Source organism: Pseudomonas sp. Irchel 3E20 (genome assembly GCF_900187645.1).
Classification (GTDB): domain Bacteria; phylum Pseudomonadota; class Gammaproteobacteria; order Pseudomonadales; family Pseudomonadaceae; genus Aquipseudomonas.
On sequence record NZ_FYEE01000006.1, the window covers coordinates 247,093 to 262,855 of the forward strand.

Annotated in this window: 17 protein-coding genes; 6 read left to right on the forward strand and 11 right to left on the reverse strand. The window is 62.3% G+C overall.

Annotation, left to right across the window (positions count from 1 at the left end; translation table 11 throughout):
* Positions 1-25 precede the first annotated feature (25 nt).
* The 7 genes from rsd to CKW13_RS14040 form a co-directional block, all read right to left on the reverse strand.
* A complete protein-coding gene (gene rsd / locus CKW13_RS14010) occupies positions 26-484 on the reverse strand; it encodes a sigma D regulator (RefSeq protein ID WP_095109288.1) in 459 nt (152 codons plus the stop codon).
* Between the two features lie 211 nt (positions 485-695).
* Entirely contained in the window at positions 696-1,214 is a 519-nt protein-coding gene (locus CKW13_RS14015; protein ID WP_095109218.1) for a disulfide bond formation protein B, read from the reverse strand.
* A gap of 233 nt (positions 1,215-1,447) precedes the next feature.
* A complete protein-coding gene (locus CKW13_RS14020; protein WP_095109219.1) occupies positions 1,448-2,680 on the reverse strand; it encodes a heme biosynthesis protein HemY in 1,233 nt (410 codons plus the stop codon).
* Positions 2,677-3,801, reverse strand: coding sequence for a uroporphyrinogen-III C-methyltransferase (locus CKW13_RS14025; protein WP_095109220.1), 1,125 nt, complete (start codon positions 3,799-3,801; stop codon positions 2,677-2,679). The genes CKW13_RS14020 and CKW13_RS14025 overlap by 4 nt, the downstream gene beginning before the upstream one ends.
* A gap of 16 nt (positions 3,802-3,817) precedes the next feature.
* A complete protein-coding gene (locus tag CKW13_RS14030; protein WP_095109221.1) occupies positions 3,818-4,585 on the reverse strand; it encodes a uroporphyrinogen-III synthase in 768 nt (255 codons plus the stop codon).
* Entirely contained in the window at positions 4,582-5,523 is a 942-nt protein-coding gene (hemC, locus tag CKW13_RS14035; RefSeq protein ID WP_095109222.1) for a hydroxymethylbilane synthase, read from the reverse strand. Before hemC ends, CKW13_RS14030 begins: the two co-directional genes overlap by 4 nt.
* Positions 5,524-5,660: 137 nt before the next feature.
* Positions 5,661-6,407: a LytTR family DNA-binding domain-containing protein gene (locus tag CKW13_RS14040; RefSeq protein ID WP_095109223.1), complete on the reverse strand. Its 747-nt coding sequence runs from the start codon at positions 6,405-6,407 to the stop codon at positions 5,661-5,663.
* A gap of 607 nt (positions 6,408-7,014) precedes the next feature.
* Here CKW13_RS14040 and argH point away from each other — a divergent pair.
* Entirely contained in the window at positions 7,015-8,409 is a 1,395-nt protein-coding gene (gene argH / locus CKW13_RS14045; RefSeq protein WP_095109289.1) for an argininosuccinate lyase, read from the forward strand.
* 55 nt (positions 8,410-8,464) lie between these two features.
* Here argH and CKW13_RS14050 read toward each other — a convergent pair whose 3' ends face one another.
* The gene (locus CKW13_RS14050; protein WP_095109224.1) at positions 8,465-9,124 is read right to left on the reverse strand and encodes a glutathione S-transferase family protein; all 660 of its coding nucleotides are present in this window, start codon (positions 9,122-9,124) and stop codon (positions 8,465-8,467) included.
* 125 nt (positions 9,125-9,249) lie between these two features.
* On the opposite strand from CKW13_RS14050, the gene CKW13_RS14055 reads away from it, so the two are divergent.
* From CKW13_RS14055 to CKW13_RS14065, 3 genes are all read left to right on the forward strand, one after another.
* Positions 9,250-9,537 carry a hypothetical protein gene (locus CKW13_RS14055; RefSeq protein WP_095109225.1) on the forward strand — a complete coding sequence of 96 codons (288 nt, stop codon included), beginning with the start codon at positions 9,250-9,252 and terminating at the stop codon, positions 9,535-9,537.
* A 180-nt stretch (positions 9,538-9,717) separates the two neighbouring features.
* Entirely contained in the window at positions 9,718-9,966 is a 249-nt protein-coding gene (locus tag CKW13_RS14060) for a TIGR02647 family protein (protein WP_095109226.1), read from the forward strand.
* Positions 9,967-10,135: 169 nt separating this feature from the next.
* Positions 10,136-12,985, forward strand: coding sequence for a class I adenylate cyclase (locus CKW13_RS14065; RefSeq protein ID WP_095109227.1), 2,850 nt, complete (start codon positions 10,136-10,138; stop codon positions 12,983-12,985).
* A 6-nt stretch (positions 12,986-12,991) separates the two neighbouring features.
* Here CKW13_RS14065 and rnk read toward each other — a convergent pair whose 3' ends face one another.
* From rnk to cyaY, 3 genes are all read right to left on the reverse strand, one after another.
* The gene (gene rnk, locus CKW13_RS14070; RefSeq protein WP_095109228.1) at positions 12,992-13,405 is read right to left on the reverse strand and encodes a nucleoside diphosphate kinase regulator; all 414 of its coding nucleotides are present in this window, start codon (positions 13,403-13,405) and stop codon (positions 12,992-12,994) included.
* A 135-nt stretch (positions 13,406-13,540) separates the two neighbouring features.
* Positions 13,541-13,771 carry a DUF1289 domain-containing protein gene (locus CKW13_RS14075; protein ID WP_095109229.1) on the reverse strand — a complete coding sequence of 77 codons (231 nt, stop codon included), beginning with the start codon at positions 13,769-13,771 and terminating at the stop codon, positions 13,541-13,543.
* A gap of 4 nt (positions 13,772-13,775) precedes the next feature.
* Positions 13,776-14,108 (reverse strand): iron donor protein CyaY, encoded by a 333-nt coding sequence (cyaY, locus tag CKW13_RS14080; RefSeq protein WP_095109230.1) that lies wholly within the window; start codon positions 14,106-14,108, stop codon positions 13,776-13,778.
* Between the two features lie 239 nt (positions 14,109-14,347).
* Here cyaY and CKW13_RS14085 point away from each other — a divergent pair, with 239 nt between their 5' ends.
* Together CKW13_RS14085 and lysA are read left to right on the forward strand one after the other, a co-directional pair.
* The gene (locus CKW13_RS14085; protein WP_095109231.1) at positions 14,348-14,506 is read left to right on the forward strand and encodes a lipoprotein; all 159 of its coding nucleotides are present in this window, start codon (positions 14,348-14,350) and stop codon (positions 14,504-14,506) included.
* 9 nt (positions 14,507-14,515) lie between these two features.
* Positions 14,516-15,763, forward strand: a complete 1,248-nt coding sequence (gene lysA / locus CKW13_RS14090) for a diaminopimelate decarboxylase (RefSeq protein WP_095109232.1) — start codon at positions 14,516-14,518, stop codon at positions 15,761-15,763.

Genomic DNA, 15,763 nt, shown 5'->3' on the forward strand with positions numbered 1-15,763 from the left:
TGATGGAAAGAGGTAGAGAAAAAACTCAGACCTGAACCGGGACTTCCTCCTTGTGAGCGGTGTGCAACACTTCGATCAGGCAGTCTTCCAACTCGAAACGCTCATGTAGCAGTCCACCCAACTCCTTGAATTTTTCCGCGACGCAATTACCGGCATCGCACAGGTCATTGAACGCCAAGAGCTTCTCGGTAATCACATCGATACGCGGGTAGAGCGTCTCTGCAAGCTCCAGCCCACGTTTATCGTCAAAGGCCTTGGCCTCGCTGGTGAGCTGTTCGTATATCTCGAAATGCCCCGCTGACACGTAGTCGACCAGCACCCCGCAGAACTCCTGCAGCAACTCGCGGTTCTCACCCAACACTTCGGGCTTGGCGCCGAGAGCATCATAGGCCCGAACCAGTTCGTGACGCTCCTGCAACCAGCGGTCGATCAGCAGGTGCACTCCACCCCAGCGTTCCTGAGCATTCTGACAACTTTCGAGCATGGTGATCTCTCTTCCCTTAAGGGCCATGTCGCTCTATGCCCGTCGCTAGGTTTGAAACCCTATAAGCGACCAGGCAGAACGCCATCGAACAACCTAATTGCGTTAACACGTGCGGGCCAGATTATGCCCGCACGACTACTGCTTCAAGGTACGCAGCAGATAATGTTCATACAAGCGTTTAATCTTCAACAGCGCCGTGCAATGACACAAATCAGCTCGCCGCTTTCAGGCAGGTGAGCCGCACCAGGTGAAAAAGCTGGAAAACACTCAGCAGCACCATCGCCACAAAAAACAGCAGGCTCCACTCCGGCACGCTCAGGTCGAACAGGCTCCAAGTCAGTTGCGCGCATTCGGCATCGCCCTGGAAGAACTGCCTGAACACGCACATCCAGGGTGCCTTCCACACCCCGGAGTTCAGGATGTTCGAGCACGTGAAGCCTTGTGCCGAGTCGACGCTTTGCAGCAAGACATGACGCCAGGCAATGACCATCCCCGCCAGGCTACTGAACAGGTTCAGCAACCAGTACCCGTAGCAGCCTCTGATTTTTGCTCCATGCAGTGTGGCAACCAGACTGGTGAGCGTGAACACGATCAGGAAGAAACGCTGCATCATGCACAGCAGGCAAGGCTCAAGTCCGACGACATATTCCAGATAATACGAAGCACCCAACGCCAGAGTTCCTGCGAGGAAAGTCATGAGAAACAGGGGTCGTGAGCAGGCCAAGAACATGGCTTATCCGTAACAAAAGAGACAGGCAGTTACGGTAGAGGAAAGGACTTGACCCTTTCAAGGAGGCTCCCCGCGGACAAATCCTCAATGATGTAAGGAATCGCCGACAGATACAGAAGGCCTACGAGTAGGCCTTTGTAGGATTTCACCACAACAGTTCATATTGCGTAGAAAGCTCTGTCGCCGCGAAGGGGCAGAAGTCAACTTGACGACAAATCAGCCCCGCCCACGGACTACACCGGAACCGGCAGAGAAAAAGCCAGTAAACGTTCATCCAGCAGGCCCAGGCCTTCCTGGAAGAGCTGGTTGCTCTGTTCAGTATCACCCAGCCGAGCCAATAGCCGGGCAAGTTCAGCACAAGCTTCTGGATTGCGCTGAACCCGCAGGCTGCTCTCCAGATAATCCCGCGCCTTGCCCCAGAGACTGTTTTGCAAACACAGGCGGCCCAATGTCAGCAGCAGGCTCGGGTCTTGGGGATGCTCCTTGAGCCAGCCTTCGGCAAGCTTGAGCTGGCGATCCGGGTCAGCGCCACGCAACAAGCCATACAACCGCACCAGATGGCTGTCGTATTGGCGCTTGAGCGCGATACGCAGGACTTCCTCGGCCTCGGCCTGCGCCCCCAATTGCCGTAACTGCTCGGCGTAAGCGAGCACCAACTGCGGTTCTTGGCGTTGAGCGGATGTCAGCTGCTGCCAGGCCCGCGTCAGCGACTGCAGGCCCACAGAACCATCTTCATCGCGATGGGCTGCCAGCGACAGATTCTCGCCCCAGGCCCGACGTTCCAGATCTGCCAACTCGGCCGCCGGTAGGATCTTGTTCTTGCGCAACTCCGGCAGCAGGCGAATCAATGCCGACCAATCGCCGCGCTGCTGATGCAGGCGCTGCAACTGTCGCAGCACCTGTATGCTGTGCGGATGGCGCTCACGCATGGCTTGCAGGGTCGCCAGAGCCCCCTCTGTATCGTTGCGATCGGTCTGCAACTGGGCATGACTCAAGGCGATCGCCAACTCGGCCTGAGGCTGGCGCTCCAGTGCGCGCTCAAGCAGTCGATCGCTTTCTTCGTAGAGACCTTGCTCGTTCGCCGCGCGTGCGGCGCCAAGGTAATACAACAAAGGCTGGCGTTCGGCCTCGGCGGCCCGGTGCAGGTGCTTCTGGGCACTGGCCCAGCGACCTTCGGCGAGGTCCATTTGGCCTTGCTCGATGGCAATCTGCACACGCCGACTGCGGTTGCGCCGCGACCATGGATTCACCACACCGCCGGAGGTGGTCAGCAGTTCGATCAGCACCTTGATTCCCCAGATCACCAGCCATAGCACCGCGACCAGTGCCAGTGTCGCCCACAGTGACGACTCGAAGCGGAAGTTCCGGTAGGCGATCAGCACATACCCCGGGTGCTCGGCGATGGCCAGGCCCAGCAACGCGGCGGCGGCGATGACCAGGAACATCACCACATACAGGCGCTTCATGGCGTCGGCTCCGGCAAGGCAGCGGCGGGTTTGACCGACTCTTCGGCGCTGACATTACGCCGCTCCAGATAGGCCTGGACTGCACCGAGAGTACCGGCCAGGTCTGGTGTGACCACCGTGACCGGTTGCTTGGCCAGTTCCGCCACGCGTTCAAGCATGACTTTGCTTTGTGGGTTGTCTTGGTTGAAGTTGTTTTTCAGTACGTCCCGCGCCTCATCCAGCGCTTGGGTGTACACCGCAGCTTGGCCGTTGAGGGCCGCCCACTGGGCTTGCTCCAGCGCGAGGCTGAGGGCCAGGCGTACTTGTGCCAGGCCCTGGCCCGCCAGCAGCGGCCGGATATTTTTGTCGGCGTTGAAATCGATACGCACGTAGCGTGAGATCTCCGCCCACCATTGGGCCCAGCGGCTCGCGCCGTCACCGTCGGCGGTCAACCCCAGCAGAGCCTCGCCACGGTCGTGGTACTCAGGCGCCAGCGCGCTGAGCTCGATGACTTGATCGCGCAAGGCGCCCAATTGCAAGAACAACCCGGTGCGGTCCGGTTGCTCGGTGCTACGCAGGGCCGCCAGGGTTTTGGCCAACTGTTCGCGGGCGGCGAATGAGCCGGGATCGTTTTGTTCGCGCAGGATCTCATCGGCGCCCTGGACCAGCGCCTGAGCACTGCTGATGTCCTGTAGCGCGGAAAGACGCAGGCTGGCCAGGCGCAGGAGGTGCTCGGCCTCAGCCAGACGCCAGTCCTTGCGACTCGCCCCCAGGACAGTTTCCAGGCGCTGGTTCAAACGCTGCTGGTCGCCTTGCAACTGCGCCACCAGGCGCCGGCGTTCTTCCAGTTCCTGCGCGCCGGGCAACTGTTCGAGCTGCTCGCGCAGGCGCTGCTCACTGAGTTTGAGGTTTTGCGCCTGGTCGCCCAAAGCCTGAAGTTGCCCCAACTGCTGCTGGTTGCTCGCTTGCAGGCTGCGCACCTGCCAGACACCCCAGCCACCGGCGGCGGCCCCCGCGGCTCCCAGCAGCAAGGCCAGAACCGCCAAGCCATTGCCTCGGCGTGGGGCGGTTTCGGTCACAGGTTCGGCAGGCGCCTGAAGCTGTGGCTGGACGTCATCTTTGGGCAAGGTTGTTTCGCTCACGTATCCATCCTTTGTGTTAGAGAACGGCACCGGTCTCCCGCAACGCCGTTAGCAGAGCCGTGGCACTGGCACCACTGCAGTCCACCACTTGTCGGGCCCCGGCAGCTCGCGCCAACTCGGCGACCCGGGGGCTAGGCACGAACAGTGGCAGTTGCGCCAGTTCCGGCCAGGCCGCATCCGCCATTTGGCGCAGATGCAAAAAACCCTGTCCACTGCTGACCACCAGGCCGTTCAGGCGTTCCGCTTGAATTATCCGGGGCAATGTCGCGGGTTCGTAGTGCGGCAGGTAGCGGCGATACAGCTCCAGACCCTCGACACTAGCACCTTGCTCGCGTAAACGCTCAGTCAGCAGTTCGCGCCCGCCCTCACCCTTGAGGATCAACACCCGGGCGCCGGGTCGCGAAACCGCCTCGGCAAATGCAGGCAACGCCAACAGTGCTTCGCTGTCATCGCCTTGCGCGGGGAAGCTCACATCGAGGCCGCGGTCGGCGAGAAGCTGCGCGGTGGCGGCGCCCACACTGAACCAGCGTGTTGCTGCAGGTGGCGTGGGCCAGGTCTGGTCAAGCAGCGCAATGCCCAGCCGGGCGGCGGGTTTGCTGACGACGATCACCGCACAATAGCGGTCGAGGCCGATCATCTGCTCGCGTTGTTGCACCGAAAGCGGCAGCGCCTCGGTTTCCAGAAGCGGCAGGCTGCTGCTGAACACACCGGCCTCGGCCAGCGTGGCGGCCAATGTCGCCGACTCCAGCTCAGGGCGGGTCAGCAGCAAACGCCAACCCTTCACTCGTGGCCCGCCTCACCGTAGACCGCTTGCAAGATGGCATCGGCGCCCTGTGCCAACAGGTCTTCGGCGACCTGCACACCCAACTGGGCGGCGGCGCTTCGCGGCCCGCGTACATCCGCCGTCAATAGCAGGCCACCATTGGGGTCGCCCACCAGGCCACGCAACCACACCTGCTCGCCTTCGAGCACTGCGTAGCAGGCGATGGGTACCTGGCAACCGCCGTTGAGGTGTTTATTCAGCGCACGTTCGGCGGTGACCCGCGTGGCGGTGTCGTGGTGATGCAGCGGCGCAAGCAACGCATGAATCGCGCTATCAGCGCTGCGGCATTCGATGCCCACCGCACCCTGGCCGCCGGCCGGCAGGCTGTCATCGACACTGATGGAAGAGCTGATACGGTCCTCGAAGCCTAGGCGGATCAGCCCGGCCGCCGCGAGAATGATGGCGTCGTATTCGCCTGCGTCAAGCTTGGCCAGGCGCGTATTGACGTTGCCCCGCAGGAAGCGGATCTGCAGGTCCGGGCGACGGGTCAGCAACTGGGCCTGGCGGCGCAGGCTGGAGGTACCGACCACGCTGCCCTGGGGCAGCGCATCGAGGCTGGCGTAAGTGTTGGAGACGAACGCATCGCGCGGGTCTTCGCGCTCGCAGATGCAGTACAGGCCCAGGCCTTCGGGGAAGTCCATCGGCACGTCTTTCATCGAATGCACGGCAATGTCGGCTTCATTTTCGAGCAGCGCGGTTTCCAGCTCCTTGACGAACAAGCCCTTGCCACCGATTTTCGACAGGGGTGAGTCAAGCAGCTTGTCACCACGGCTGACCATGGGCACCAGCGTCACGATCAGGCCTGGGTGTGCCTGCTCCAGACGAGCCTTGACGTATTCGGCCTGCCATAAGGCCAGGGCGCTTTTACGGGTAGCGATGCGGATTTCGCGAGAGGACATGGATCAATCCGTACTGAAAAGATACGGCAGATAATAACAGCTCGGGCAATGGCGCTTTGATTTGAATCAGGAACTGCGCGGCCTCCCTGGCCCCACTCGCCTGGCGATGAAGTGAAATATGCACCGCAGGCCGCGAACTAAAGCTGTTGCATCATCTTGCGCACGCCCGCCACATGGCGGCGGCTGACGATCAGCGCGTCGCCATTCAAGCCCTTGAGGAACAGCTGGAAATGCCCCAGCGGTGTGCGCTGCAAGCGCTCGATGCGGTCGCGGGCCACCAACGCGTTGCGGTGAATGCGCACGAAGCGATCGCCAAACTCGTCTTCCAGCGCCTTGAGCGGTTCGTCCAGCAAAACTTCGCCGCCCTCGTGGCGCAAGGTCACGTATTTGTGGTCGGCAATGAAATAGATCACCTGGTCCAGGGGAATCAGCTCGATGCCTTTGCGGGTGCGGGCACTGATGTGGCTGCGTGGGCCGCTGCCCGTCTCGGCGGCGGGGCGGGTCAGGGCGGCCAGTTGCACGCGATTGGGCCGCTCAGCCTTCCTCAACGCCTCGAGCAGTAATTCGGCGCGTACGGGCTTGACCAGATACCCCACCGGGCTGCCCTGCAGCACGTCCAGGGCGAATTCGTCATAGGCCGAGCAGAACACCACCGCGGGGGGCGCTTCGCGCTCGCACAACCGGGCAGCGACCTGCAAGCCATCCAAGCCAGGCATGCGGATATCGAGCAACACCACGTCCGGCCTGAGGCTGTCGATCAGTGCCAACGCCTCTTCGCCATTGGTGGCGCTGGGTTCCAGGACTGTATATCCCTCAAGCTCACTGACCATACGGCTCAGGCGCTCGCGGGCTAGGGGTTCGTCATCAACGATCAGGACATTCATATTGCGCTGGATTCCTGCGTGAGTCTCGCACAAGGATAGCGTAGACAGGTGAAGTGACGTCCGTCACGGCAACCCACGCTAAGACTAGCGCGAGAGCCAAAAAGTGCCGCGAGACAGGCACCAATATTTAACGGTGTCTGAGCAGCACCGCCCCAGGACCGGCCTGGCGCGGTGTCGTCGTAGGGATTGCCGATAAACAATATGAACACCCCCTCTTCTTATAGTCAGCTTCTACTCCGGGCGCACTGCCCACTACTTACGGGCAGGCAAGTCGATCAGAGCGCTTTCGGGCGACGGTGGCAAGAGCCGTTAGTTACCGGATAACACATGCCGTATTACACCGATCTATTAGTGCAACTGTAGACGTTCGCCAAGACGATATGGCTCATTTGAAAAATATCCTTTGATCCAAGCCTTAATATCACCACAAACATCCAGCGCCAGTAGGCCCAGTCTCTGCCCGCCGTCATTAGGCCGCAAGGCGACAAACACCTGGCGGGGCAAATAAATGAACCGGGCCACCAGTGTCAACGATAGCCTGGGCAACCCTGTTATTATCCGCGGCAACTTTCACGCCATCTTTCTTCAGCACATCACGAGCGAATTCATGAGCACTGACAAGACCAATCAGTCCTGGGGCGGCCGCTTCAGTGAACCCGTCGACGCCTTTGTTGCGCGTTTCACCGCCTCCGTCACGTTCGACCAGCGCCTGTATCGCCACGACATCATGGGCTCCATCGCCCACGCCACCATGCTGGCCAAGGTCGGCGTGCTCACCGACGCCGAACGCGACACCATCGTCGATGGCCTGAAGACCATCCAGGGCGAAATCGAGGCCGGCCAATTCGACTGGCGTGTGGACCTCGAAGACGTGCATATGAATATCGAGGCGCGTCTGACCGACCGCATCGGCATCACCGGCAAAAAACTGCACACCGGCCGTAGCCGCAACGACCAGGTCGCCACCGATATCCGTCTGTGGCTGCGCGACGAAATCGACCTGATCCTGGGCGAAATCACCCGCCTGCAAAAAGGCCTGCTGGAACAGGCCGAGCGTGAGTCGGGCACCATCATGCCCGGCTTCACCCACCTGCAGACCGCGCAGCCGGTGACCTTCGGCCATCACCTGCTGGCCTGGTTCGAAATGCTCAGCCGCGACTACGAACGCCTGGTGGACTGCCGCAAGCGCGCCAACCGCATGCCCCTGGGCAGCGCCGCGCTGGCCGGCACCACCTACCCGATCGACCGCGAGCTGACCTGCCAGTTGCTGGGTTTCGAGGCCGTGGGCGGTAACTCCCTGGACGGCGTGTCGGACCGTGACTTCGCCATCGAATTCTGCTCCGCCGCCAGCATCGCGATGATGCACCTGTCGCGGTTCTCCGAAGAGCTGGTGCTGTGGACCAGCGCGCAGTTCCAGTTCATCGACCTGCCAGACCGCTTCTGCACCGGCAGCTCGATCATGCCGCAAAAGAAAAACCCCGACGTACCGGAGCTGGTGCGCGGCAAGACTGGCCGCGTATTCGGTGCGCTGATGGGCCTGTTGACCCTGATGAAAGGCCAGCCGCTGGCCTACAACAAGGACAACCAGGAAGACAAGGAACCGCTGTTCGACGCGGCCGACACCCTGCGCGATTCGCTGCGCGCCTTCGCCGACATGATCCCGGCGATCAAGCCCAAGCACGCCATCATGCGCGAAGCGGCCCTGCGCGGTTTCTCCACCGCCACGGACCTCGCGGACTACCTGGTGCGCCGTGGCCTGCCGTTCCGCGACTGCCACGAAATCGTCGGCCACGCGGTGAAGTACGGCGTGGACACCGGCAAGGACCTGGCGGAAATGAGCCTGGAAGAACTGCGCCAGTTTAGCGACCAGATCGAGCAGGACGTGTTTGCAGTGCTAACTCTGGAAGGCTCGGTCAACGCGCGCAACCATATCGGCGGCACCGCGCCCGCCCAGGTCAAGGCTGCCGTGGTTCGCGGCCAGGCGCTGCTGGCCAGCCGCTAAGCCCCGTGCTCGCGAGGGCGACCCGAAAATCGCCCTCGCAAGCACAAACCCCGCCTTACTTCTTGCTGTTGACCATCTCCAGAAAGGCCGGCATGCAGGCCTCTTTGTCAGCAGCAATGCGCTGCACATTCGGGTTCTGCTCCAGGCGCTCCAGCAAGGCCTGGGCCGCCGGCAATTCGGCCAGCAGGTCCAACCCGAACAACTTCTTGGCCACCCCACAGGCCAGCGGCACGCTGTAGAGAAAATACAGGTCCGCCACACTCAAGCCATCCCCCGCCACGTAGGGCGCAAAGCGGCCGTGCCGCGCCAGCGTCGCGATGCCCAGCAGCAAATCCTCCCTGGTTTTGTCCTTGATCGCCTGCGGCACCGTCATGCCTAAAAAAGCCTCGGTGTAGCAGGCGCGGGCGGGCAGTTCGATGTACAGCTCGATTTCCCGGGCCAGGGCCAGCACCTGGGCGCGCTGGAACGGCTCGGCGGGCAGCAGCGCGGTGCCTGGGTGGGCGTGTTCGAGGTATTCGAGAATCACGCTGGTTTCGTTGATGAAGCCTTGCTCCACCCCCAGCACCGGGATCTTGCCCCGTGGGCTGATGGCCAGGACCTGGGGTGATTGGCCGGAAAAGAACTGTACTTCCTCGAAGGGCAAGCCTTTCTCCAGCAGCGCCAGCTTGACCATGTTGTAGTAGTTACTGACGCAGAATCCATAAAGCTTGAGCATCGCAGAGCCTCCGGGCCGTACAGGGGTGGGCCGGGGTTGTTTATAGAACCTGGCGGCGGTTGTTGCCAGCAGCATCACGGCCTTGAATGCAGTTAGACTGCCCACTTTTCCTTGAGGAGCCTGCCATGAGCGAGCCAACCGATATCGACAACGACGAAGAAGCGTTCGCCGAAGATACCCTGATCCAGGCCATCGAAAACCAGATCGAAAGCGACAACCCGCCCGCCGCCAAAGCCACGTTCAACAAGCTGACCCTGGTGGGCTACGAACGCGACGAGATCCTCAACCTGATGGCCCACGTGCTGGCCGTTGAGATCGACGCAATCCTGGAAGAAGACCGTGCTTTCGATACCCAATGGTACGAAGCGGCCCTGCGTGCTCTGCCTGAGTTGCCGCCAGAAAAGAACGGATGAATGCAGCACCTGGCCCCCGCGCACGGGCCAGGCTGCCCCAGGTCAACGCAGCCTGCGCACTTGCCACCTACACTGCCTCCTGTCATTCACCAGGCAGCGCCGGTCAGTACTGGACAGCACGGGCAAGTGCGTTCACCTTAGGAGCCGCTGTCATCTATTCCTAGAAAGTCTGGAGTCCTTATGTCGTATACCCCTGAGCTGGTTGCCGAACTGGAAATCCTTGCACTCTTCAACCTGGACAGTTCCCAGGAAGGCCTGAAAATTCATCAGACCGCCGCCCCAACCGCCATCGCCGCCGCAAAACGCCTGTACGAAAAAGAACTGACCACCCAGCCCGATGGCGGTTACCTGACCAGCCTGGGGCGCGACGCCGCCGAGCACGCCCAAGGCCTGCTGACCATCCTGTCACCCGTCGAAGAAGCCGCATAACCCACCACCTGACGCCCACGGAATCGCCCGCCACGGGCGTTCCGCGGGAACATCCACCCGCCGCGCTGTAAATCTGGCGCCAGAAATAAAAATTCCGCTTAAAGCTCCCCACCCCCACGCTGTAGACTGGCCCCCGCCCGACACCTTTCACGTCCGCGCCCGGTGAGCCATGCCCCGCACCCATGAAATCCGCCCAGATCTGGACGAGGGAATCGACCGTAAGGTTCTGAGCCAACTGCGCGCGCGCTTTCTCACGCTCAATTCAGGTCGCCTGGCCCGCGCCATGGAAGGGCTGACGCCGCGCCAGCAATTGGTACTCAACCTGCTGCCGCTGTTTTTCCACGTCAACCACCCGCTGCTACCCGGTTACGTGTCCGGCAGCACGCCGGCGGGCCTGTCCAATTTCGAGCCCGACTCGCAAGCCCTGGCCGAAGCCCAACGCCTGACGCGCTCCTTTTCCTATAAACCGCGCCACGGCAACCCGCCGCGGCCCATCCATGGCCTGTTCCTGATGGGCAGCCTGGGCACCCTCGCCCAGGCCGACCAGAGCGACATGGACGTGTGGGTCTGCCACGCCCCGGACTTGAGCGAAAGCGAACTGAACGAGTTGCGCAAAAAATGCCAGCTCCTGGAAGCCTGGGCCGCCAGCCAGGGCGCCGAGGCGCATTTCTTCCTGATCGAGCCCAACCGCTTCGTGCGCGGCGAGCGGGATGCGCCCCTGAGTTCCGACGACTGCGGCACCACTCAGCATTACCTGCTGCTCGACGAGTTCTACCGCACCGCGATCTGGCTCGCTGGGCGCACGCCACTGTGGTGGCTGGTCCCGGTGTACGAAGAAGCGCGCTACGACCAGTACGGCCACACGCTGCTGTCCAAGCGTTTTATCCGCGCCGACGAGACCCTGGACCTGGGGCATTTGGCGCGAATCCCGCCGGGCGAGTTCGTCGGCGCCGGGCTCTGGCAACTCTATAAAGGCATCGAGTCGCCCTACAAGTCGGTGCTCAAGCTGCTGCTGATCGAGGTTTACGCCAGCGAACACCCTAAGGTCGAATGCCTGAGCCTACGCTTCAAGCAGGCCGTGTTCGCCAATCGCCTGGACCTCGATGAACTGGACCCCTACATCGTCGTCTACCGGCGCATCGAGGAATACCTCACCGCCCGCGGCGAACCGCAGCGCCTGGAGCTGGTGCGCCGCAGCCTGTACCTGAAGGTCAACCGTAAGCTCAGCGCCAGCCCCGGCCAGCGCGCCAGCAGTTGGCAACGCGACCTGCTCGAGCGCCTGGCCGCGGAATGGGGCTGGGATTCGCGGCAACTGGCAATGCTCGACAGCCGCAGCCAATGGAAGGTGCGCCAGGTCAGTAGCGAGCGCCGGGCGCTGGTCAACGAGCTCAACTACAGCTATCGCTTCCTGACCCAGTTCGCCCGCACCGAGCAGACCGTCAGCCAGGTCAACAAACGCGAACTGAACATCCTCGGGCGCAGGCTCTACGCGGCGTTCGAGCGCAAGGCCGACAAGATCGAGTTCATCAACCCCGGCATCGCCCCGGACCTGGCCGAAGACACCCTCACGCTGGTGCAAGCAGCCCCTCGCAAAGACATGGGGCAACTCCACTGGAGCTTGTTCAACGGCAGCCTCAGCGCCCACGAATGGGAACATTTTGCCCCGATCAAGCGCAGCCGCGGCTTGCTGGAACTGCTGACCTGGTGCCACCGCAACGGCGTGATCGACAGCAGCACCCGCCTCGCCCTGCACCCCGGCAGCAGCGACTTGAGCGAGTTCGAGCTGTTCAACCTGCTCGGCAGCCTCCAGCAAACCATTGCCTTGCCACTGATCGGCGTCAGCGAAGAGGCCTTGCTGCACGCCAGCAAGCCCAGCGAAGTGCTGATCCTGGTAAACGTCGGCATCGACCCGCTCAAGCAACACCGCGACCTGAACATCCTGATGACCACCGAGCGCACCGACTCGCTGAGCTACGCCGGGGTGCGGGAAAACCTGGTGCTGACCCTCGACCAAGTCACCCTCAACAGCTGGAACGAAGTGCTGGTCAACCGCTACGACGGCGCCCACGCGCTGCTCGACTGCCTGGGCGACTACCTCAACAACCTGCCCCAAGGCTCGCCGCAACCGCGCCTGCGGGTGCGCTGCTTCTGCCACAACCGCGCCCAGTTCATTGCCCGGCGTGTAGAAGAGTTGTTCGACACCGCGCAAAACCTGCTGCTCAGCCAGCTCAACCACCGCTATTTGATCCAGGTTCAGCAGCACTACCACGTGCTGGAGCTGATCCCCGGCCAGGTCAGCCACGTCGCCCTGCCCAGCCTGGCAGCGCTGCTCGATTACCTGGGGGAAGAACAACCGCGCTACAGCCCGCTGCACCTGGACCCGATGGCCCTGCAAGAGCACGACCTGGCGCTGATCCTGCCCATGGGCCTGCCCGATTGCATCCAGGTGTTCTACCGCATCGACGAGGCCCGGGCCGAGTTGTATGTGCTCGACGAACACAACGCCCTGTGGCAACAGCAACTGCCCTATCACGACGAACAGAGCCTGCTGGTGCCGCTGCAACGCTTCCTGAATTCCGTGGTGTTTCGCCGCGAGGCGTTGCTGCCGCTGGACGCCCCCCCGCCCCTGGCGGACCTGGACCTGCACTACTACCAGCTCCTGCCCTCGGGCAACGGCCGGGCACGGCGCGTCGAAGCACGACCAGCGCCGCAAACACCGATCAACACGGCGTTTTATGACGTGCAGGCGATCATCGGCAAGGGTGCGCCCGGGCAGGTGCAGGTCACCTTGTTTTGCGATCAACAGGAGTTTGGCGAGTTGGAGTACGGCGACCAGCTGTTCAGCGTGGTCGCCCGGCAGATCATCGGGCAGCGCCGGGAGGTGGAGCGCTACCGCTGCTATATCACTGACCTGGACCTCTCGGGCCTGCTCGGTGACGGGCCAAGCCCGAGCAATCTGTATCTGCGCTACAAGGCCGACCTGGAACGCGCACTCAACGATGCGCTGGACCAGGCCTGAGGCATATCAGAGCTCGAAATCGCCAGCGGCTTCAGGCTGGTACTCAACTTCGATCAATTCCAGCTTCAGGGTCTTGCCACCCGGTGCCGGCCAGTCTATGTGCTGGCCTGCCTGCAAGCCCAGCAGCGCGCTGCCGACCGGGGCCAGGATGGAAATCTTGCCTTCGTCGGCGTTGGCGTCCTTTGGATACACCAGGGTCAAGTGATAGTCCTTACCGCTGCCTTGCTCACGGCAGTGCACACGCGAGTTCATGGTGACGACGCCGGCCGGCACTTCCTCGTGACCAACCACGGTGTCGGCGCGGTCGAGTTCATCCTGCAACGCCGCGACGCCTGGAGTCGATTCGTCCAGGCTGTCAATCAGGCGCTCCAGACGTTGCACGTCGAGGCGGGTGAGAATGATGGAAGGTGCGGTGGTCATGATTCAGGCAGACTCCTTTTTTCTGCACAACAAAAGCAAAACCCCGCCAGGAATAGGCGGGGTTTTCACTGACCTCGGTGGGTTGAGGCGTACCCGGACACTACCACAGCTCAATAAATAAACAAGCCGTGGGCGTCAGCCGCACGGACCGGCGGCGCTGCGGCGGGTTGCCGCCTGGCCGCAGATCGCCCGGCGCCGCGCGTCGTCCGCCGAGCGCCATTCGCGGATGTCTTCGACATGGCGAAAGCAGCCGATGCAGACTTTCTGCTCATCCAGACGGCAAGTGCTGATACAAGGCGACGGCACCGCCGGGCTGACGTTGCTGAACAACGGCTTGGCGGGGCGGGCGGGGGCAGGCTGGGTCACGGTTTCACAGCCCTTCGAAATCGAGCTTGGCCCCGGCCTGCGCAAACACGATGCGCTCGAGCATTTCGCCCAATTGCTCTTCGCTCTTGTCGCACATCCAGCGCTCGCTCTCTTCGTCGTAATCGAAGTGGAAACCACCGCAAACCGCCGCGAGCCAGAGCTGGCGCAAGGGTTCCTGGCGGCTGAAGATCAACTGGCTGCCGCCCTCGAACTTGACGGTCAGCACACCGGCCGAACTTTCCAGATCTACATCCAGGCCACTCTCGTCGAAAATATCTTCCAGCGTCTGCTGGGTCGCATCGACCAGATCGTGGAAACGGGCTTCGGTCAAACTCATTGCGGCAACCTCAAAAAGTGTCTACTCACGCTCAAGCGCCGCAAGATACGGGCGCGCCCCGGCGATTGCAAAGGATACCGACCAGGCGCCCGGCAAGCGTATGAATTATCCACAGGCTGCGTGCGATCAATTTCCAGAACCTCGGCAAAGGCCCGCCAGACGGGTGCCCCACTGCATAGGCAAGGCGCCGGGTGGCCGGTATACTCCGGCGCAATTAACGCATTTTCAAGGATTTCGCCATGAAGCGCCTGATCTCTTCCCTTGCTGCGCTTGTCGCGGTTGCCTGCCTTGTTTCTGCCTGCGGCCAGAAAGGCCCGCTGTATCTGCCCGATGACAGCAAGACCCCTGAAGAACAGGCCAAGTCGCAATCGCAGTCACACAAGCACGACACCTACTAAGGGAACGCCATGGACGCTTTTAACTACCGCGACGGGCAACTGTTCGCGGAAGGCGTAGCCCTGTCCGCCATCGCCGACCGCTTTGGCACGCCGACCTACGTGTACTCCCGAGCCCACATCGAGGCCCAATACCTGGCCTACGCCAACGCCCTGAGCGGCATGCCGCACTTGGTGTGCTTCGCGGTCAAGGCCAACTCCAACCTGGGCGTGCTCAATGTCCTGGCGCGCCTGGGCGCCGGTTTCGACATCGTCTCGCGCGGTGAGCTGGAGCGTGTTCTCGCCGCGGGTGGCCAGCCCGACAAGATCGTGTTTTCCGGCGTCGGCAAGACCCGCGAAGACATGCGCCGCGCCCTGGAAGTGGGCGTGCACTGCTTCAACGTCGAATCCACCGATGAGCTCGAACGCCTGCAAGTGGTCGCTGCCGAGCTGGGTGTTCGCGCGCCGATCTCCCTGCGGGTCAACCCGGACGTCGACGCCGGCACCCACCCGTACATTTCCACCGGTCTCAAAGAGAACAAATTCGGCATCGCCATTGCCGACGCCGAAGACGTCTACGTACGTGCCGCGCAATTGCCCAACCTGGACGTGGTCGGGGTCGATTGCCACATCGGTTCGCAACTGACCACCCTGGCACCGTTCATCGACGCCCTCGACCGCCTGCTGGGCCTGGTCGATCGCCTCGGCGACTGCGGCATCTACCTGCGCCACATCGACCTGGGTGGCGGCCTCGGCGTGCGCTATCGCGACGAAGAGCCGCCGCTGGCCGAGTCCTACATCAAAGCCGTGCGCGAACGCCTCGATGGCCGCGACCTGGCCCTGGTGTTCGAGCCCGGCCGCTTCATCGTGGCCAATGCCGGCGTGCTGCTGACGCGGGTCGAGTACCTCAAGCACACCGAGCACAAAGACTTCGCCATCGTCGATGCAGCCATGAACGACCTGATCCGCCCGGCCCTGTACCAGGCCTGGATGGACGTCACCGCCGTGCAACCTCGCGCCACGGCCGCCCGCGCCTACGACATCGTCGGGCCGATCTGCGAGACCGGCGACTTCTTGGCCAAGGAACGTGAACTAGCCCTGGAAGAAGGCGACCTGTTGGCCGTGCATTCGGCCGGTGCCTATGGCTTCGTCATGAGCTCGAACTACAACACACGCGGCCGTTGCGCCGAGGTGCTGGTCGATGGTGACACTGCGTTTGAAGTGCGTCGCCGCGAGACGGTAGCCGAGTTGTTCGCCGGCGAAAGCCTGCTACCGGAGTAA